The organism is Paenibacillus sp. GM1FR, from assembly GCF_002803315.1.
Classification (GTDB): Bacteria; Bacillota; Bacilli; order Paenibacillales; family Paenibacillaceae; genus Paenibacillus; species Paenibacillus amylolyticus.
The window spans coordinates 106769-125940 of sequence record NZ_MKZL01000063.1 but is presented as its reverse complement, the minus strand read 5'-3'; the positions used below and the strand labels follow the sequence as shown (position 1 = coordinate 125940).

Annotated in this window: 12 protein-coding genes; 6 read left to right on the top strand and 6 right to left on the bottom strand. The window is 48.7% G+C overall.

Annotated elements, in window-relative coordinates; translation table 11 throughout:
• The first annotated feature begins 83 nt into the window (after positions 1–83).
• The 3 genes from PAEAM_RS28570 to PAEAM_RS28560 are packed head-to-tail and all read left to right on the top strand — an operon-like array spanning position 84 to position 3457.
• Positions 84–1457: a DEAD/DEAH box helicase gene (locus PAEAM_RS28570; protein WP_076319785.1), complete on the top strand. Its 1374-nt coding sequence runs from the start codon at positions 84–86 to the stop codon at positions 1455–1457.
• Between the two features lie 27 nt (positions 1458–1484).
• Entirely contained in the window at positions 1485–2237 is a 753-nt protein-coding gene (locus PAEAM_RS28565) for an ABC transporter ATP-binding protein (RefSeq protein ID WP_036605802.1), read from the top strand.
• A gap of 2 nt (positions 2238–2239) precedes the next feature.
• Positions 2240–3457 carry an ABC transporter permease gene (locus tag PAEAM_RS28560; protein WP_100529749.1) on the top strand — a complete coding sequence of 406 codons (1218 nt, stop codon included), beginning with the start codon at positions 2240–2242 and terminating at the stop codon, positions 3455–3457.
• Between the two features lie 168 nt (positions 3458–3625).
• Here PAEAM_RS28560 and PAEAM_RS32135 read toward each other — a convergent pair whose 3' ends face one another.
• The 3 genes from PAEAM_RS32135 to PAEAM_RS28550 all read right to left on the bottom strand — a co-directional run bounded on the left by PAEAM_RS32135 (position 3626) and on the right by PAEAM_RS28550 (position 6100).
• Positions 3626–3754 (bottom strand): hypothetical protein, encoded by a 129-nt coding sequence (locus tag PAEAM_RS32135; protein WP_017692471.1) that lies wholly within the window; start codon positions 3752–3754, stop codon positions 3626–3628.
• Between the two features lie 251 nt (positions 3755–4005).
• Complete coding sequence (locus PAEAM_RS28555) at positions 4006–5304, bottom strand: aminotransferase class I/II-fold pyridoxal phosphate-dependent enzyme (RefSeq protein ID WP_036673403.1); 1299 nt, start codon at positions 5302–5304, stop codon at positions 4006–4008.
• Positions 5305–5482: 178 nt separating this feature from the next.
• Entirely contained in the window at positions 5483–6100 is a 618-nt protein-coding gene (locus PAEAM_RS28550) for a pyridoxamine 5'-phosphate oxidase family protein (RefSeq protein ID WP_100529748.1), read from the bottom strand.
• A 152-nt stretch (positions 6101–6252) separates the two neighbouring features.
• On the opposite strand from PAEAM_RS28550, the gene pdxR reads away from it, so the two are divergent.
• Positions 6253–7713: a MocR-like pyridoxine biosynthesis transcription factor PdxR gene (gene pdxR, locus PAEAM_RS28545; RefSeq protein WP_481856145.1), complete on the top strand. Its 1461-nt coding sequence runs from the start codon at positions 6253–6255 to the stop codon at positions 7711–7713.
• Between the two features lie 178 nt (positions 7714–7891).
• Positions 7892–8677 (top strand): AraC family transcriptional regulator, encoded by a 786-nt coding sequence (locus tag PAEAM_RS28540; protein ID WP_036605807.1) that lies wholly within the window; start codon positions 7892–7894, stop codon positions 8675–8677.
• Positions 8678–9024: 347 nt separating this feature from the next.
• Here PAEAM_RS28540 and asd read toward each other — a convergent pair whose 3' ends face one another.
• Both asd and PAEAM_RS28530 read right to left on the bottom strand, forming a co-directional pair.
• Positions 9025–9816, bottom strand: coding sequence for an archaetidylserine decarboxylase (gene asd, locus PAEAM_RS28535; protein ID WP_036605808.1), 792 nt, complete (start codon positions 9814–9816; stop codon positions 9025–9027).
• An 85-nt stretch (positions 9817–9901) separates the two neighbouring features.
• The gene (locus tag PAEAM_RS28530; RefSeq protein WP_100529746.1) at positions 9902–11032 is read right to left on the bottom strand and encodes a YheC/YheD family endospore coat-associated protein; all 1131 of its coding nucleotides are present in this window, start codon (positions 11030–11032) and stop codon (positions 9902–9904) included.
• Between the two features lie 514 nt (positions 11033–11546).
• Here PAEAM_RS28530 and PAEAM_RS28520 point away from each other — a divergent pair.
• Positions 11547–16769, top strand: coding sequence for a WIAG-tail domain (locus PAEAM_RS28520; protein ID WP_100529744.1), 5223 nt, complete (start codon positions 11547–11549; stop codon positions 16767–16769).
• A 170-nt stretch (positions 16770–16939) separates the two neighbouring features.
• On the opposite strand, the gene PAEAM_RS28515 is transcribed toward PAEAM_RS28520, so the two are convergent.
• Entirely contained in the window at positions 16940–18505 is a 1566-nt protein-coding gene (locus PAEAM_RS28515; protein ID WP_100529743.1) for a M4 family metallopeptidase, read from the bottom strand.
• Positions 18506–19172: the final 667 nt, after the last annotated feature.

Sequence of the window (19172 nt, the reverse complement as noted above, 5' to 3'; positions counted from 1 at the left end):
GGTAATGTGATGACAGGCTTCGGTTTATATCCGTACAAGCAAGGCTAGCATCAAAATGAATAAATTTAAAAGGATGGACATACATGACGAATCAAACATTTGCTTCAATTGGCGTGGAACAGGATCTGGAGGCCGTTTTGGCGAAACATGGCATTAACGAACCTTCACCTGTACAGGCTCAGACGATCCCGGTTATTTTGGAAGGCCGAGATGTCGTATCCAAATCCCAGACGGGAACAGGAAAAACGCTGGCATATCTGCTGCCACTGTTACAATCCATCAAAATGGATATCAAAGGTACGCAGAAACTCATTATTGCACCTACGCAAGAGCTGGCGATGCAAATTGTACGTGAAGCGCAGCGTTATGCGGAAGAACGTAAGATTGGCGTATTGGGTCTAATTGGAGGCGCAGCGGCTAAACGTCAGATCGAGAAGCTGCGTGAGCATCCACAATTGGTTGTGGGTACACCGGGACGACTGAAGGAATTGATTACACTCAAAAAACTGAAAATGCACAACGTCTCTACGATTGTTATCGATGAAGCAGACCAAGTGTTCCAACTTGGCGGCGTAAGTGACGTGAACTTTGTACTTAAGAGCGCATTGCGGGACCGTCAGCTGATCTTCCTGTCAGCAACCATTGATGAGCATACAGCTGGACTCGCAAAGCGTGAGATGAAAGAGCCTGTGCAGATCGGAATTGAACCGGATCGAGCTACGGCCGCGGGCCTTGAGCATTATTATTTTGTAGAAGAAAACCGTAACAAAATTGACATGCTGCGTCGTCTGGTTAGACAGTACAATCCGGATCGGGCAATCGTATTTGTGAATGCAACCGAAGATATTGGTGAAGTTGAAGCAAAAATGAATCATCTGGGCTTGTCCGCTGCTGCGCTGTATGGAGATGCTGACAAAGTGACGCGCAGTAACGTATTGTCTGCCTTCCGTAATGGCAAACTTCAGTTGCTGATTGCCAGCGAAGTGGCTGCCAGAGGACTGGATATTGAAGGTTTGCCAATGGTCATTAACTATGACCCTGCCTTTGACTCGGAGCACTATGTTCACCGTGCAGGTCGTACAGGCCGGATGGGACGCTCGGGTATCGTTTTGTCCATTGTGGATGAAACACAGATCTTTATTATGCGTAAATTTGCACGCGAACTCGGAATCGAACTGTCAGAACGTGTACTCTTTGGCGGTAAAGTACTGGAGGCTGACCCGCGTCCGGACACGCGGCCTGAGGGACATTCGTTCTCCAGAAAACCAGGACAATCCAGAGATCGCAAACCAGGTCAGGGCAATCGTAATGGGGGAACCAGAGCTACAATCTCCAATTCGCATCCAGCAGGTAGCAAACCAACGGGTAATACAGGCCGCACGGAGCGCGACCAGGATCGTAAAAACAAAGGAGCACCCAAGTGGAGTAAAGATAAAACGCCACGCTCCGAAGAATAGAATCTGACGAAAGGGGTGCAGGGATAGATGGAAAACGTTCAATCGCCTGTTCTGCAAATCAGCGGGTTAAGCGGAGGTTATAGTGCCAAACGGCCCGTCCTTCACGGCATCGATCTGGAAGTTGGACGTGGAGAGATGGTCGGACTAATCGGCTTAAACGGTGCTGGCAAAAGCACAACCATGAAACACATCCTCGGCTTGATGACCCCTCAACAGGGCGAAGTGCGAGTGATGGGCAAGAAGCGGGACGAGGATGCGCAGATTTACCAATCGGCTATGGCATTTGTACCGGAATCACCCGAACTGTATGATGAGATGACGGTGATGGAGCACCTGGAGTTTACGGCAAGAGCGTACAATGTGTCGGAGGCTGATTTCAAACAACGTACGGAGAAACTGCTGGAACTGTTCCGTATGAATGAGAAAAGTACAAGTCTGTCGACTCACCTGTCCAAGGGGATGAGACAAAAGGTCATGATCATGTGTGCTTTTGTGGCAGGACCACCACTGTACATCATTGATGAGCCTTTCCTGGGACTGGACCCGCTGGGTATTCGCTCTTTGCTTGATTTTATGCTGGAGATGAAAGCTTCGGGATCATCCATCCTGCTCAGTTCACACATTCTGTCCACGATTGAAAATTACTGTGACCGTTTTATCGTTCTGCACCGTGGGCAGGTTATTGCTCAAGGTACGCTGAATGAACTGCGCTCCCAATTCGGGGAATCCGATGCCACGCTGGAGCACATGTTCTATTCCCTCGTACAAGGCAGGGATTGAGCATGGATCTCAAGCTGCTATGGAAGCAAAGACGCACAGGATTCTGGAACGGAATTCTTCCTTATCTGGGTTATGTGATCCAGAGCGGTGTAGCTATGGTCTTTTTATTTCTCGTCATTGCTTTCTCCGCCTGGTATACATCGTTTGTCCAGAACATTCCCGCGGAATTTCCGATTCGCTGGGTTGCATTGTTGCTGCTGGCACCGTTAGTGCTGTTTAGCAGTTATCGTACATATCTGCTTCCGGCAGATATTGTGTTCCTGCGACCACAGGAATACCGGATGCAGGAATATTTGAAGAACAGCTTTGCCCGGGGCATCATCTATAAAACTCTGGGCTTGCTGCTTGTATTTGTTACACTGTGGCCGCTCTATGTCAGAGCAGATCTGGATGCACGGCCATTTGGCTGGTTCATCGTATTCCTGTTGCTGTGGAAAGGGTTGTCCAGTTATGGAGCGTGGCAAGAGCTAAGAATGGTTCAGGTCGGTGCGGCAAGAGGATATCGTCTCTTGCGATGGGCTCTGGCAGTGCTGGCGGTTGGCGCATGGCTGTGGCAGCCACCGCAGCGCAGCGTCTGGTTCCTGCTGTTGCTGGCTGTTGTCTACATCGTCGCCTTGCGTATACCGGTGAAACATCGGGTAGCGTGGGAACGACTGATCCAGGTAGAGCAGGGTCAGGCTGGCAGGGTTATGCGTACGCTTGGCTGGTTTGTGGATGTACCTTCATCCGGACAGAAAGTAAGTTCGCGTCGCTGGCTTAGCAAATTGGGGAGTGGTCTTCCCTGGAATGCAGGGAAAGCTTACCGTTACTTGATAACCAAAACGTTTATTCGAACCGAAGTGTTCTCAATCGTGTTACGTTTAATTGTACTGGGCATGTTACTATCCTGGTGGACAGCAGGCAGCTACTTTGGTGTAGGTGTGTATCTGTTCTTCCTGTTGCTTGCAGGTGTTCAGTTAGGTGCACTGCGTCGCAGTCATAGTGAATCGTTCTGGATTATGATCTATCCAATCTCGGGTGAGAGTCGTCGTTCTCAGGTGTTGGGATTCATATTCCATCTACATGCACTGGCTGCGTTGCTCATGTGGTTGCCTATGCTGGCTGCCGGAGCAAGCGGACTGACTGTCACCGGAGGAGCACTTATTTTGGGTATACTGGTGATTGTGATCATGCGGCGTTCGCAAGGTAACAAGTGGTTGAAGGAAGAAGAGGACGAGTAAACGATCGGACACCGGACCAACTCGGATTATTACATTGGGTTCATCAGTGAGAGGTAAAAAGATAACAAAAGAAGGGTATGCCGGGCTGTATCCCGGTATACCCTTCTTTGTGCTGTAATGGAATCTTGCAGTCAGATCACTTGGTTCTCGCGCAAGTGTGTATTGGTACTAACAGAGGAACGATTTAGTGATGATTACGAGCAAGATGAACAGAACGAGAATAGCACCTGTGTTTGTAAATCCTCCGCCGTAACCGCCGCATCCATAACCGCCTCTTGTATCTTCAACTCCAGACATGGTCATTCCCCTTTCAAGTGGTTGTTTGGCACGCCCTTGCGTACATCGTATATTATGTACTATGGGGGTAGGCTGATTGGGCCGATGCCCGGTAAAGCCAGAAATTAAAGCTTTTGGGCTGCTGTCCGGGTGAGTGGAGTAGTATCAGGCGAATTGTAAAACACAAAAAAACCCTTCGTATATTCAGTGACATGAAGCGTCGCCGTTATACAAAGGGTTCTTATAACATTCAGGGTACAGGTCTGTGTTAACTAAGTCGTCCGCAGATCCTGAACTCCACGATAGATGGTTTCATACAGATCTTCCAACCCGGATTCTTCAATACAGGAGAAGGCGATTCGAAGATCCGATTCACCCAGCGCGATTGTACCCACACCATATTTGTGCAGCAAATGGCTTCGAAGTTCTTCAGCGCCAACTTCTTTCAGCTTCAGGCACATGAAGTAACCGGAGTTGAACGGATAATAGTCCCATGCATCTCCATACTTGCCGCTATCGAGAATGGCTTTTACCTTATTGGCGCGGCCTTTCATAATCTCGAACTTCTCCTGTTTCTGTGCTTCAAACTCCGGTGCTTTGAGCGCATCCAGTACAAAAGTCTGGGAAGGATGCGGGCCACTGGAGATCGTTGCCCGGATAATACCGAGTGTTTTTTGCTCCAATGCATGCAGAACGGCTGCATCTTCATGGGCATACGTAATGAATCCAACGCGGAAGCCCCATACGAATTCTTCCTTGGTTGCACCATCCACTTTTACGGTCAAAACACGTGGATGAATGTTGGCAAGTTTGCCAAACAGGGATTCATGAATGGAATCTTCGAAGAACAGCCCGAAGTAGGCATCGTCTGTTACAGCAACCACGTTAACGCCGGCTTCAGCTGCCTGAAGAATCGTGTTCACAATGGCATCTGCTTCTTCGGCTCCAGGCGTATAACCTGTAGGGTTATTCGGGAAGTTGAGCAGAACGATCGCTTTACCTTTGTCCTTTTGATCAAGCAAAGCCTGAAGCAGACCCTCACTGTTGAAGTTCAACTGATCATCGAACAGGGGATAATGAACCAACTGGCCATGACGACGAATTCCGAAGGTCAGCTCGTAATTTTCCCAGTTTTTATCCGGATATATGACAGCGTCCCCTTCATCGGCGAACAGGTCGGCTACGATACTTAGTCCATGGGTTAAAGCATTGGTTACAATCGGATTGCCAAACGTTTTGCCTTCAAGCGAAGGTGTTTCCTTCAGCATCTTGTCTCTCCAGACGGTCCGCAATTCAGGTTTGCCTGCAGGTGGAGCGTAAGGATACAGATCCTTTGGCTGGAATGCAGACAGCTTCTCCTGAATAACCTGAAGATGCATCGGCACACCACCCTCCAGAGCGATACCAATCGTGGCATTATGGGTCTTGGCCAAGCTTGCTGCTTCAGCAGATTGACTCAAAATCCCCTCTTTAGGAAAATAAATTTCTTTGCCAAGCTGTGACAGCATGGAGTAGACGTGACTGCTGCCTGTCTGAATACTTTCGTTCAACTGTTCAGCCAGTGGATTCATTCTTTTCATCCTTCCAAGTCTTTGTGATTCAACTGCCTAACATTATATCACCTTGACATGCCCCCGTCACGGAAATTACGCAATATGACAGTTATATCGCTTTACCGCGTTGTTGCAGAGGGTTTTCGGGTGGGTTATCGTTGTATTAGACCTTGGAGTAATCCTTAAGAAATGAAACTTATTGTTGATGAAATGGACAGTATTTCTGCATCATTTCAGCAGTTTCGGCATCTCTTCCTTCATTGCGCTGTTCCAGTTCACCACGGATATGATCCAGGCGTTCAATAGACCAATTTTGTCCAAATTTAAACTTGGCGCTGATCCGTTCAGGACTAATTCGGACTACGGCTACAGCTTTGAGGTTTCCTGTGTAACGCGAGTCAGTAGCGTCAATGGGTACATATCCGCCTTGCGGCTGGAGTTTCTCCATGAATCGTTGCAGTACCTTACCTTTGATGTCCAGATCTTTAACCGGTTCAGCCTGACCAAAGGCCATGACACTTTTGAAGAAAGAAGTCGCTGGACAAGCAAGCTCAGGATCACTGAAATAAGATGGAATCAGGGAGAACTCTTCAGCTACTGTGAAACTGACCGACGAATCCAGTTTGATCTGTTTCATCTTCTCGCCAGCCAGACTGCCGTGAAAATAAAAGCAACCGTCCATATATACAAAATTCAGCGGTGTAACCCGTGGTTGTCCGTCCGGGCTGACCGTGCCCAGAAACCCGAAGGAGCACTGATCCAGAAATGCGGTAATTTCCTGTTCTTCATCTACTGTGAATTCTTTCCGTCTCATGTGTATTCCCCCATCATTGAATGTATAATAGAACGCCATATCTTATGGATAACAATAGTTCATACATTGACAATGAAATAGATCCAATTTACATTCACTTTAGTAGGCCAATTAGTCAGGGATAACAGATGAAGACAAATGAAGAGAGGTGCATGATGGAATTGTGGCTGCCGATGGATACCTATGAACTTCAGCATCGATACAAGTATGAGGCACTGTACCATGCGTTACGTGATGCCATTCATGCAGGCACATTGGTGGGAGGCACGCGGCTTCCTTCCACCCGTGAGTTGGCAAGGCAATATGAGATGTCACGTGGTTCGGTAGCTCAGGTATACGACATGCTGCTTGCGGATGGTTATGTCCATGCACATCGGGGAAGAGGTACATTTGTCACCGAAACATTATCCACTCAGGAAAATGAAAAACAGGAAGCCGTTCTCAAGTTGTCTCCCTGGGGCGAACGAGTACAGAGGTTGAATACGCAACATGAAATCCTGCGGACTCAGATGTCTTCACCGAAGGCGTCCGTCATTAATTTTCAAATGCAGCGCATGCCTGCAGAACATTTCCCGTTAGGGGAGTGGAAGAGTGCACTCGCTGCGGTTCATCGCAGTGGTTGGCGAGAATCAAGCGGTGTAGCCGGTGATCCGGAGCTGCGTGAGGCCATCGCCTCCCATCTCAGATGGACACGTGGTATTCAGGCTGAACCATCTCAGATTGTATTGTTCAGCGGTTCAATGCAAGGCATCACCTTGCTATCCCAGCTGTTGATCACAGAGGGGGCAGCAGTTGTATTGGAGAATCCGGGTTATCCAGGCATCGCCCATGCCGTCAAGTCCTGTGGTGGGCATATCATCCCGGCAGAGGTGGATGCCGCAGGCATTATTCCTCAGCCTTGGGAGGCACAGACGTTATTTGTCACCCCTACCCGGCAGTTTCCAACAGGGGCCGTGCTGGGATTGGACAGAAGACGTGCCTTGCTTGCTTGGGCCTCGAAGCGGAATGCGGTCATCATTGAAGATGATTATGACAGTGAATTCCGATGGGGTGGAAGGCCTATTGAACCCCTCAAAGTGCTTGATCGTGAACAGCGCGTCATCTATGTTGGTTCATTCTCACAAACGATGGTTGCTTCGTTTCGACTTGGCTACGCCGTCCTGCCACCTGGTCTGGTAGAACCTCTGCTTGCCGCCAAGGCGTTGTATGAACCGGTACCTCCGGCGCTGTTAGAGCAGCGCGCACTGGCAAAATTTATGACCAGAGGAGGTTACCTGAGGCACTTACGACGGTTAACCCGGTTATATGGGGAACGGCATGATTTTTTTGTCCGAGAGATGGAACTACAGTTGCCGGAGGCATTCACGATGCAGCTTGGTGATGCAGGACTGCATATCTACGCTACCTGGAATGGCGATGTGGACAGTTATCAGCGATTTAAAAAGCTTGCTCAGGAGGATGGCATACTGTTCCGTGATGCAGAGCGATATCGGCTGACTTCAGGTCATCCGGCGGCCTGTTTTGCTTTTGCACATCTGGAGAAAGAAGAGATGACAGAGGGAATCCGGCGAATGCGGCTAGCCTGGGAGAAGTGCACATTTTCGTTTCGGTGAATTCCGCTGTATAATGGGATAAGACATTTCGCTCCTGTAGGGGCAGAGATTATATATGAGCAAGTTGTATTTAATCATGCAAGATACTGAAATACATATGGCCTGGATTGAAGAAGTGAGATTCAGATCAGAATGATGCCATATGCAGAGAGATTAACTATCAAGGGGGAGTGGCGACATGCTGCAGGCATCGCCGTCATCATTTGTTATTTTGCCCGCTGTCGCCAAAATTGTCTGTGAACCGGGCTGGAAGTGGCAGAAACGGGAAAAACCGATGCAAAACTATGATTTATTTTATGTATGGAGTGGTGAAGGAACGCTTGTATTGAATGACCAGTCGTATGAAGTTGGCAAGGGGAGTTGTTTTTTGTTCAGGCCAGGAGATCATCCTACTGCAACACATAATAAGCAAAAACCGTTGGTACTTACGTATATTCACTTTGATGTGGACGTGCCTGTTGCTGACGTTCCCCAGTCCTATCGCGAGGTACAGGAAACGGTGGAGTTTGAGCATTTGCTGGCACGTTATGTAAGACTGTTCTTATCGGATGTGTACGGACGTGATGAAGAGAGCCGATTGATTCTGAAACAATTGATGATTCATCTGCTGCGTGCCGATACGGAAGAACCTGTGGAGAAAAAGGTAAGTAACCAGTTGTCCGATGTGATCCAGGAGGTCGCCAATTATGTGCGTCAGCATCCGGGGATTACGCATCGGGTGGAAGATCTGGCTGCGCGGGCTGGCTTATCGCCCCGATACTTCTCGATCAAGTTCAAGGAACTGGTGGGATCATCGGTGCAATCTTATATTATCCGCATGCGTATTGAACGGGCGGAACATCTGCTGGTGCATACCGGCATGAATGTGACCGAAGTGGCGGATGCTCTGGGCTACCGGGATATTTTCTTCTTCAGTCGTCAATTCAAGCAGTATACCGGCAAAAGCCCGTCCGAGATTCGTTAAAATTCTAATGAGAAAAACAGGACACCGTTTCAAGTCTGGAACGCAAGGGTAATTATCTAGCATTCCAGATGACCAAAAGGGGGAACTTGTGATGAACGGAAAACGTCGGGTCCGCAACCGGGGATGCTCTACGAAGGGATGCAATATTTTCCGGAACCGTCTGCGTCGCTTCAAACCGGCAGAGGACTTGCAAGATGTGTGGTTTTGAGGAGAACTCAGCAGACCAATAACGACGGAGCGAAGCTTCGTATTGCATGTATATATGGATGAATATGAATTCATAAAGAGGATGGCGCAATACCTGGTTACAGGTGCTGCGCCATCCTCTTTATTTGCGTATGGACTCATTAGTTCTTCGGTTTCAAACGACCAAGCAATGCACCCATTTTGACCGAATCGCCTGGCTGTAAGCCCGGGTTTGGTTCGAATGTGCCACTCTGCGTCAGCAGAACAACGGTGGAACCGAATTCAAAATAGGCCAGATCATCGCCTTGTGCCCAGGTACTTATGTCCGTATCAGCATATTGTATGCTACTCACGTTCATCGCACCTACTTTGACAACCGCCACTTCACCGTAATCATGTGCGATATACGTAATGAGTCGTTCGTTTCGACTAAGCACGGATCTCATATGGGTCAGGCCAAAGTCATTCACGGGATAAACTTTGCCTTTGATGTGTTCGCTCTCTATTTTGCGGCCGCTGACAGGTGCATGAATGCGGTGATAGTCGCGAGGGCTGAGATAGAGGACGAACCCGTACCCGTGCTTGTACTTCTCCAGATGGGGAGAATGGTTTAATAATTCAGCAAGTGTATAATTTTGTCCCTTAACATTCAGGAGTGTCCCTGCAGATATTGGACCAGCTGCCGTAATCTTGGCATCTACCGGGCTGATCAGTGCATGCTCTGAAAGTTCCAACGGGCGCATGCCCGGCTTTAATTTGCGGGTAAAGAAATCGTTCAGTGAACGGTATTCCTTCCAGTCTTTCTCGGCCTCCTGAACAGGGATGTCGTAGGTCCGGACAAAATAAGGGATAAATGCCTTACTTCCCCGGCTTTTGGAGAAGGCTCCCACGGTCCGGGAGATCCATTTGCGCGAAGAAAGCTCGGTCATTAATCGCAACAGCGTTTTTGCCATGAATATCCCCCTTAGGGTTAATGCGAACTTCAAGGCCGGCAAGACCGGCCGTTCTGCATAATATTGACACAGAATGCACACGAAATCAATATAGTCTCCTATCGTATGTCTGCGGTTGTCTCGGAATTCTCGAATTCTGTTCCAGCAGCAGACGCCCATAAGCCATTGGTTTGCTGTACGTTGCCTTCCAGTGTTCCGACATTCCCGCCTTGCGAAAACCGTAACGCTGATCCCGTCCATTGCATTCAATAAAATAGATCTGGCCGCTGCGCGTTATCCCGAGATCAAGGCCCAGATCAGCCAGATGTGGCAGACTGGCGGCCAGGTTCTGGGCAATTCGAAGTGCAACGAGTCCGATTCTGTATTCCAATCGGGCCAGGTCGAAGCCAGATTCCCCTAATCCAAGGGCCTCTGCGAGCTTCATGACTTTACCGCCCTGGGCGATATTGCTGACAAACGTATGGGCAGGAGCCGCTTTGGCAAACATGCCTGTTATTCCCCAAAGACCATCGCTGCCCCGTTGTACAGATACCCGCAAATCTACCGGCCTGCCCTCATAACGTACCAGTGGGATACGCTCTTCAATGAGGTAGGCATGGCGAAAGATCCGCCTTAGGGTGGCGGAAGGAAGCTGTCCTTTGCTCAATCGGAAGGTAGCCCACCCTTTGCGTGCCGCCTTCGTCTCACAGGTTAGTTTCCACTGTCCATCTCGCTCGAAGACTCGCATAATCCCATGACCGATGCTACCGCTGCATGGTTTGATGATGAGGTCATCATATTGTTCCATCATATAGGCCAGAGACTCTGGCGTAGCTTTAACTGCATGGGGCAAGTGTTCTCGCAAGGCGGGGTCCTGCTGAAGCATGTCATGAATGTGATCTTTACGGTACCGGTTGCGAACGTTGAATACCTGAATACCCTGCAACATCAGCTTGGTAATCTGATGCTGTTCCGTCCGGCGAAGCTGTAGTGAGCGGTTATGAATGACGGAGGGCAGTGGCATGCGCTCGCGAACATATCTGCCTTCTTTTTTAACATAGGCAAGACATGTTTTTTGATCCGAATCGATATCTTCCAGCCGCAAAAAGCAGGGAGTTAATCCATAACTGGCCGCTGCCTGTTCATAATTCGCGAGTGATTCCTGACCGGTCCTTCCGGCCGGTATCCCCCGGTACATGCGTGAATCGAACATAATGCCGATCGTTTCTTGGAGCATGACCGTTCCTCCTTCGATGTTATCGCGACCATGGATCGTCCATTCATGGAATGCCGGCCTGTCACCGCATGGCTCAGACATCGCGATAACGCAGACCGGTGTGTAAGATGCATCGCCAAGCACTAGTGCTTGCTCAGGGCGTGTCTAAAACTCTGAAGGAAGCAGGTTTTGCCGAATTTTCGTTCCAAGCAAGGAAGTTTTCCGCGGGCGTGCCGGGGCACGTCAAGGGAAAGTGACACAGCAGGGGGCAAAAAGAAGGTGAAAGATGCACTTCAGCGAGTTTTCAGACACGACCTAGATATAATATCCTATGACATGACTGGGACGGGGGCGTGGACAGCCGCCTTTCCTCTGCTGCCCTGACACGCCTATTTCCACGAAGATCATCGAACCTTCCTGTCTTGACGCCCGTACATTCGTGCTCTGGAATCCGCAAAGTCATAAATGAAGTGGCAGATGCCCAGATGGAAGCATATGATGCCGGAGACGAACGTTAGAGGAAGGAGCAAGCTGCATGAGTAAAAATGGCAAAAAGAAGGTTCCGACGCCGAAACTGCGGCATGTGAGCCCGAAATACAAGGAATTGGAACTGACTGATCGCCGGGCAGACAAGATGAACTCAGGTTTCACTGTGAATAGGGAAGAACGCTTGAATACGAATAAAAGGGATTCGAGAGCTGTTCAGGAGTCGGAAGAATTCCTATTCGACTCAATGGAGCTACCTGCTTCAACGAACGAGCTGGAAGAGTTGGAGATCGAAGCCGAAATCAAGCCGGAACCCGTAGAGTCTGATAGCAAGGAAATCGAGACAGAAGTTAGCTCGGATAAGCAGATTCAGGTTAGCAGCGTGGCTCCGCTTGTTCTGGAAGAAGAGGTGGTTATCATCAAGCAAGAAACAACAAGCAAGGACCGGCTGCAGATCCTGAACCAGAACCAGATGCCGGGTCATACCGGACATTACATCTACACGGACGACTTGAGTGAATTTGCTGTTACGGAGAGCAAGTTGGCTCCTTTCTCTGTAGATGCCTCCAAGCTGAAACCGGATGCGGTCGGCAGTGAAGCATTGCAGGATTATGCGGTGACCAGCATTCACATTGCAGACGGGGCCATTGTTTCAGCGAAACTTGCGGAAGCGTCTGTATCTGAGGAGCACCTGATTGACGGTTCTGTGTCTGGTCACAAAATACGAAATGCTTCTATTGCAGGCGAGAAAATCAGAGATGGCAGTATTACTTCTCAGAAACTTGGCAACCAGGCCATCGATTCGGCCAAAATTGCCGACGGTTCCATCAGCACAAGACATCTCAGCCGCATGCTGGTAACGGAAGAATTAATCAAGAATCATGCCGTAACTGGAGACAAGATCGCGATTAGCGGGGTGGATACAAGGCATCTCACGGGAGGAGCTGTGAATACCTCCAAACTGGCTGACGATGCAGTGACTACAACCAAAATTCGTGAAGCTGCTGTCACAGGCAGCAAAATCGAAGAACACTCCATCGAGTCTCACCATATTCAGGCAGGTGCTGTTAAACAGACACATCTGGCAGAAGGGTCTGTCGGTCGTTCACAACTATTAAATGGCAGTATTGGAAGTGACCAGATAGAGGATGGATCCATACAAACAAGACATTTAGCTGAGGGTTCATTAACTGGAAGACATCTACTGGACGGTTCAATCGGTTCAAGTCAGATTCGAGCTCATTCCGTTGGCAAGGAGCAGATTGGCAATGGAGAAGTGGGCAGTGAGCATTTGACAGAAGGTGCAGTAACCAGTAGCAAACTGGCAGACCAGTCTGTTGGAACAGCAAAATTGCTAGAGCAGTCTATTACGGCATCCAAAATCTCTGATCAGAGCGTCATATCTTCCAAAATTGCGGATGAAGCCGTACAGGGTAAACATCTTGCTAGAGGGTCCATTCGTGCGGAACACATTGTGAATCGGGGAATTACGCCGGTACATGTGGACAATTCCGCAATTCACTCTATTCACATTGCAAGTGGAAGCATCGAGGCAGCTCATCTATCTGCCGGAAGTGTGTCCGGAGACGCTCTTGCAGACGACGTGGTGTGTGAGCGGCATCTTGCAGAGTCGGCCGTGGGTACGTATGAATTGCAGGATGCTGCCGTTACAGACGTTAAACTCGCGGATGGAAGTGTAACAACGGAAAAGCTTGGAACGGCATCGGTGAGTAGCAGAGCGCTTGCCCCGGGAAGTGTTATATCCTCGCATCTTGCGAGTGGTGGAGTCACAGGGACACATCTGGCTCCAGGCAGCGTGGGTTCCGAGGCCCTGAGACCATATGCAGTGAAATCGGAACACTTGACAGAACATGCCGTAGGTGTACCTCATCTTCAGCCGGGTAGTGTTGAAACGGATGCGATTGCACGGGCCGCGGTCACAACAGACAAATTGGCTATTGATAGTGTAACTTCAGCCCAGCTGGCTGGTGGGTCCATTTTTCCGCCTCATCTAACAGATCATGCGGTTACTTCCCCCAAGCTTTCACCAGAGAGTGTTGCAACAGATAAACTGGCGGATTTTGCTGTCACATCAGCTAAACTGGCAGACGGCAGCGTGACTTCTTCCAAGATTATGGCAGAGAGCATTAACGCCAAACATATTCCATCAGGAACCATTCGCGGATATCACCTGAAGCAGCATTCCGTTTCCCTGGAACATTTGTCGGAAGAAATACGCTCGCCCGAGTTATTCGCTGATGGCAGTATTGCCGGCAACAAACTTCGGCATGGCTCCATAAGTGCGGACCATTTGACAGCAGACTCGGTATCCGGAGCAGAACTGCAACAGGCTGCTGTAGGTAGCGAGCACTTGCAACCATCCGTTGTACAATCCGTGCATCTGGCTGAAGGCAGCGTGAAATCTGACCATTTGGGAACTCAAGTAGTGAGCTCACAGCATCTGAAGGCAGACATCATTCATGAGGAGCATATTGCTGAACAGGTGGTCACATCGCATCACTTGGCACCCGGATCTGTCGAAACAGACCATCTGGCACCTTTATCCATTACAGCGGCTCACCTTCAGCCAGGTTTGATCAGTGGTTTGCATCTTCAGGCAGAGTCGACAAGTGCTGTTCACCTGCAGCAAGGAGCTGTGCATTCCCGTCATATTCAAGATGGTGAAATTCTTCCTCATCATATCCATGAACGCAGCATCGGAACATCTCATCTGGAAGAAGAAGCGGTAAGTACGAGTATTTTGCAGGATGAATCTGTAACACGCTCCAAACTAGCAACGGGTAGTGTGGATGGCAGCAAATTAGCTGCAGGAACCGTATCGGCTACTCACCTTGCCAATGAAAGTGTGCAAACCCGTCATATCCAAGAAGGCGCAATCCTTGCTGATCATATTCAAGAGTGCAGTATTGGCGCAGTTCATCTGGATGAGGAGTCTGTAAGTGCAGTTCATTTGCAAAATGGATCTGTAACAAGTGCCAAACTGGCGGATGGCAGTATCAACGGCAGCAAATTGCTTGAAGGAACCGTATCGGGGATTCATATTGCGTCCGAAAGTGTGCAATCCGGGCATATCCAGGCAGGGGCCATTCATGCTGACCATATTCAGGAGCGGAGCATCGGCACAACCCATCTGGAGGAGGAAGCAGTAAGTGCGATTCACCTGCAAAATGGGTCTGTCATCAGTGCCAAACTGGCCGACGGCAGTGTAACCGGCAGCAAGTTGATCGAAGATGCGGTGTCGGGAATCCATATCGCTTCTGAAAGTGTGCAATCCCGCCATATCCAGGCAGGAGTAATCCTTGCTGACCATATTCAGGAACACAGCATTGGCATGCTTCACTTGGAACAGGAAGCAGTAAGTGCCATTCATCTGCAAAATGGATCTGTAACAAGTACCAAGTTGGCCGACGGCAGTGTAACCGGCAGCAAGTTGCTTGAAGGAGCAGTATCAGATATCCACATTGCAGACGATAGTGTGCAATCCAGTAAGATTCAGGCAGGAGCCATTCATGCTGATCATATTCAAGAGCGGAGCATCGGCACAGCACATTTGGAAGAGGAGTCTGTAAGTGCCATTCATTTGCAAAATGGAGCTGTAACGAGTGCCAAACTGGCGGATGGTAGTATAACTGGCAGCAAGTTACTCGAAGGTACGGTATCCGGGATTCATATCGCATCGGAAAGTGTGCAATCCGGCCATATTCAGGCAGGAGCTATTCATGCTGGTCATATTCAGGAGCGAAGCATCGGCACAGCCCATCTGGAGGAGGAAGCCGTAAGTGCGGTTCATCTGCAAAATGGGTCCGTCACAAGTGCCAAATTGGCTGACAGTAGCATTAGTGGCAGCAAATTGCTCGAAGATACTGTATTGGGGAGCCATATCGCGTCGGAAAGTGTGCAAACTCGCCATATCCAGGCAGGAGCGATCCTTGCTGATCATATTCAGGAGCATAGCATTGGTACGTCCCATCTGGAAGAGGAAGTCATAAGTGCGGTTCATCTGCAAAATGGGTCTGTAACGAGTGCCAAACTGGCGGATGGCAGTGTGAGCAGTGACAAACTGCTTGAAGATGCGGTGTCGGATGTCCATATTGCCAATGGAAGTGTGCAATCCCGTCATATCCAAGAGAAAGCCATACATGCTGACCATATTCAAGAGCGAAGCATTGGAATCTCCCACCTCAAAGCCGAATCGGTAAGTTCGATTCATCTGCACAATGGTTCCATAACAAGTGCCAAAATGGCTGACGGCAGTGTAAACGGTAATAAATTGCTTGAAGGTGCGGTATCGGCTATCCACATAGCAGACAAAAGTGTGCAAACTCGTCATATCCAGGATGGAACCATTCTTGCTGATCATATTCAAGAACGCAGTATTCGCACAACTCATCTGGAAGAGGAAGCAGTAAGCGGGGTTCATCTGCAAAATGGGTCTGTCACCAGTGCCAAATTGGCCGATGGCAGCGTGAACGGCAGCAAACTGAGTGAGCAGAGTATTACCTCTAATCATTTGAATGCGGGGATTGTAGGTCCAGCGCATCTGAGCGAAGAGATATGGAATGCGATTCGTCAGTTCAGTGGAGAAACGCTGGAGCAGCTGGCAGCTATCAAAAGACAAGAGGGATTGCTTCAACCAGAAAATGAAGGTGTACAGCAATCACAGCAGGTAATCGTCGAGGAATTACCGAGTACTGGTCTGGAGCAACAACAAGAGCTGATATCCCAAACAGATCAGCTTGGCGAACCATCGGCAGCTTTGTTCACAACTGAGCAGGCAGTGCAGGCAGATCAGGAAGATCAGGGAGATCAGGCTCAGCAACCACAGCTTGAACGGTCACAGGAGATCGTTGGAACTACGGAGTTTATGTTAAGTGAACAATCGATTACACAGGAGCATCTGTGTGATGATGCCGTGGGCAGCAGCCAGTTGCAATCGGGGGCAGTTCAAGCCAAACATTTGGCCTTCCAGCCCGTTCGCAGCGTAAGCAAACAACCGGTTGTACAACAATTCGGGATGGAAGCTTTTGTACTGCCAGAGAGTGAAGTATGCACAGAGGTAACCGTTGTTTTTGAAGAATCATTTGCTTCAGAACATTATGTGATTGTGGGCATGAGTAATGATCGGGGATTCCAGATTTCCCTGCTCTCGCAGAGTGAGGATGAAGCGGTTCTTGAAGTGTCACGTACGGCAGATTGCAAGCATACGTACGGATTGTTGTCATGGATTGCTGCGGGACCTTCGCAAGGGTAGTGCAGGATTGTATCCGTAATAAACAAATGACAAAAGCGGTGTCCAGAGTTGTCCGGGACACCGCTTTTGGTTGATCTAAGCTTAATCCGTTCGGACGGTGAGGGGTGTCTGAACGTTTTGTTACCATTAGGATGAGTACATTATAAGTTCAACCACAATAAAATAAGATTTTACAGGCCTACAGCTTGATATGCTTTGGTAATAGCAGTAGCTTCAGCGGAAGTTGCTCCGTACAGATCTTTGGCTGCTTGAATGGTAGCTGTTTTGGCAGCGGCAAATTTGGACGTTGGTGTCAGGTAGTTCACCAGTGTGCTGTAGAAAATCTGGATCGCTTTATCCCGACCGATTCCGGTAACAGTCACACCATTATGTGTTCCGCCTTGAGCAGCAAGGAAATAGGCTTTATTGATGATACCACTGTTGATATGGACACCGCCGTTGTCCTGTGAGCCTGTGTAGCGATCGCTGTATTTGTCAGGTTGACCATACAATGTAGGGTTGGAGAGGGAGCGCAGCGCATCTCCTGGAGTGTTAGGTGTGTAGATATCGTCACCGAGCAGCCAGTTTTTGCTTTGGATCGTATTACCGAAAATATCGGCAAAGGCTTCATTGAGTGCGCCTGGTTCATTGCGATATTCCAGATTGGCTGTATATTCAATAACACCATGCGTCAATTCATGGCCCACAACATCCAGATCACCAGACAGGGATCGGAACATCGTTCCATCGCCGTCACCAAAGACAATCTGTGCCCCGTTCCAGAAGGCGTTATTGTAATTGGAGCCGTAGTGCACGGTTGATCTGATCAACAATCCGCTACCATTAATACCGTTACGGTTGAATTTGTTTTTGTAGAAATCATACGTAGCAGCCGCATGAGCGTGAGCATCTACACCTGCACGATCAGTCCATACATTATCCGAATCTGTGAGCAAGCTACCAGGCAGTGATGAGCCATTGTTCGCCGTGTACGTTTGGATGCCATTGCCGCGAGTGGTGTCTTTCAGTTGGAAGGTGCTGCCGGATTGGGTGGTTGTCAGGGTTTTGGTATCTCCAAGTACACCTGTACCTGTTCCGGTGGCAAAGTTAATGAGGTCAAACTGGGATACGATACTGCCATCCACTGCGTTAATGAAATATTTGGTCCGTAGAGGGGCAGGTTCCAGTACGTTTACTTCCGTAATGTAAACCAGATACGTCTGACCATCTTCTTCATGATGATAGATGTTCAATTCAGCTTGAGGTGTGATTTCCGCGGCGCCAAGCTCTCCAATTCGGGAGGTTGCTTCTTCGGTTGCAATCTGGATCGCGTCTTCTCCGCTGATCTCGGCTACACCATCATTCGGAATGGCCTGCTCTTCAATCGGTGGAAGATCGCCAAGTGCGGAGCTCACGGCTCCGGTTTTGTCCAGGTGCACGGTCTGTTCTGCACCATAAACCGGGATACCTTTAATATATTGTTTCAGGCGGAAGTGTCTTACGCCAGATGTATCTGTGTTTCTTTTAACAATTTTGAGCTGGGATTTCACATCGGTATTCAGAAATTGTTCCTGCTGTCCAAGATAATTAAAGATAGTGTCATCTGTTCCACTGTTCAATGGAATACCCTCCTCAGAGGCATAAGGGGCCTGAAGTGGAATGGATTGATCAGACACTGGAGCTGCAGTAGCAGAGGACACGGAAGCGAGCAAAAGAGCTCCTCCAAGAATTGTTGGCATAACTTTGGCAAATTTCATAGTAAACTCTCCCATTCTTAAATTATTTTTTTGTTGGAAAATGTTTATGCCTATCTCGGTTGGATTTCCGTCTGCAACTTGGGCAGCGCGGAGCGTGGGGCTGAACCTGAAGCGTGGAATGAGACAAGAAACGATTGGAACAAAATCGGCTTGGCCTTAGCTCGGGAAGTGTTAAGCACGACACCAAACGAAAGGATAACCGTTTATTCAGTTCAGCCCGAAGGTTTAATCGTCTATTGTGTTCCTCTTTCAGAAAGCCGGGGGTTGTCCAATTGCGCAGGTAGAAGATACGTTTACGGAAAACTGGGGTGTTCAATCCGGGTTTGCGTAAATGACAAAGGCAGTGTGTTCTGAACGGCATCACTCCTCTCAAGAGTAGAATGTATCTGCTTAACAGGTTCTGTGAATGAGGTCATAATCTAATCAACCTAAGGTCAATAAATTGATTTAAAAAATATAGGGGAACTTATGTTCACAACAAGGTTATTTTTGTAAATAAAACTGCTTGGAACGTATATTATCACAATGTAAAACTTTGGAAAAGATGCAATTTTAGATTTTTGTTAAATTTGTGTCTGAAGTAGGGGAGAGGTAGCGTTTTTCACATAATTTGACGCATTTTGTCTAAAACCAAGGCCTGTACCCTCGTGTTCACAGAGAGAACCTG

Bases quoted from the DNA above. Each gene is read 5' to 3' on its own strand.
- PAEAM_RS28570 (WP_076319785.1), top strand. From the start codon at position 84: ATGACGAATCAAACATTTGCTTCAATTGGCGTGGAACAGGATCTGGAG.
- PAEAM_RS28565 (WP_036605802.1), top strand. From the start codon at position 1,485: ATGGAAAACGTTCAATCGCCTGTTCTGCAAATCAGCGGGTTAAGCGGA.
- PAEAM_RS28560 (WP_100529749.1), top strand. From the start codon at position 2,240: ATGGATCTCAAGCTGCTATGGAAGCAAAGACGCACAGGATTCTGGAAC.
- PAEAM_RS32135 (WP_017692471.1), bottom strand. From the start codon at position 3,754: ATGTCTGGAGTTGAAGATACAAGAGGCGGTTATGGATGCGGCGGTTAC.
- PAEAM_RS28555 (WP_036673403.1), bottom strand. From the start codon at position 5,304: ATGAATCCACTGGCTGAACAGTTGAACGAAAGTATTCAGACAGGCAGC.
- PAEAM_RS28550 (WP_100529748.1), bottom strand. From the start codon at position 6,100: ATGAGACGGAAAGAATTCACAGTAGATGAAGAACAGGAAATTACCGCA.
- pdxR (WP_481856145.1), top strand. From the start codon at position 6,253: ATGATGGAATTGTGGCTGCCGATGGATACCTATGAACTTCAGCATCGA.
- PAEAM_RS28540 (WP_036605807.1), top strand. From the start codon at position 7,892: ATGCTGCAGGCATCGCCGTCATCATTTGTTATTTTGCCCGCTGTCGCC.
- asd (WP_036605808.1), bottom strand. From the start codon at position 9,816: ATGGCAAAAACGCTGTTGCGATTAATGACCGAGCTTTCTTCGCGCAAA.
- PAEAM_RS28530 (WP_100529746.1), bottom strand. From the start codon at position 11,032: ATGCTCCAAGAAACGATCGGCATTATGTTCGATTCACGCATGTACCGG.
- PAEAM_RS28520 (WP_100529744.1), top strand. From the start codon at position 11,547: ATGAGTAAAAATGGCAAAAAGAAGGTTCCGACGCCGAAACTGCGGCAT.
- PAEAM_RS28515 (WP_100529743.1), bottom strand. From the start codon at position 18,505: ATGAAATTTGCCAAAGTTATGCCAACAATTCTTGGAGGAGCTCTTTTG.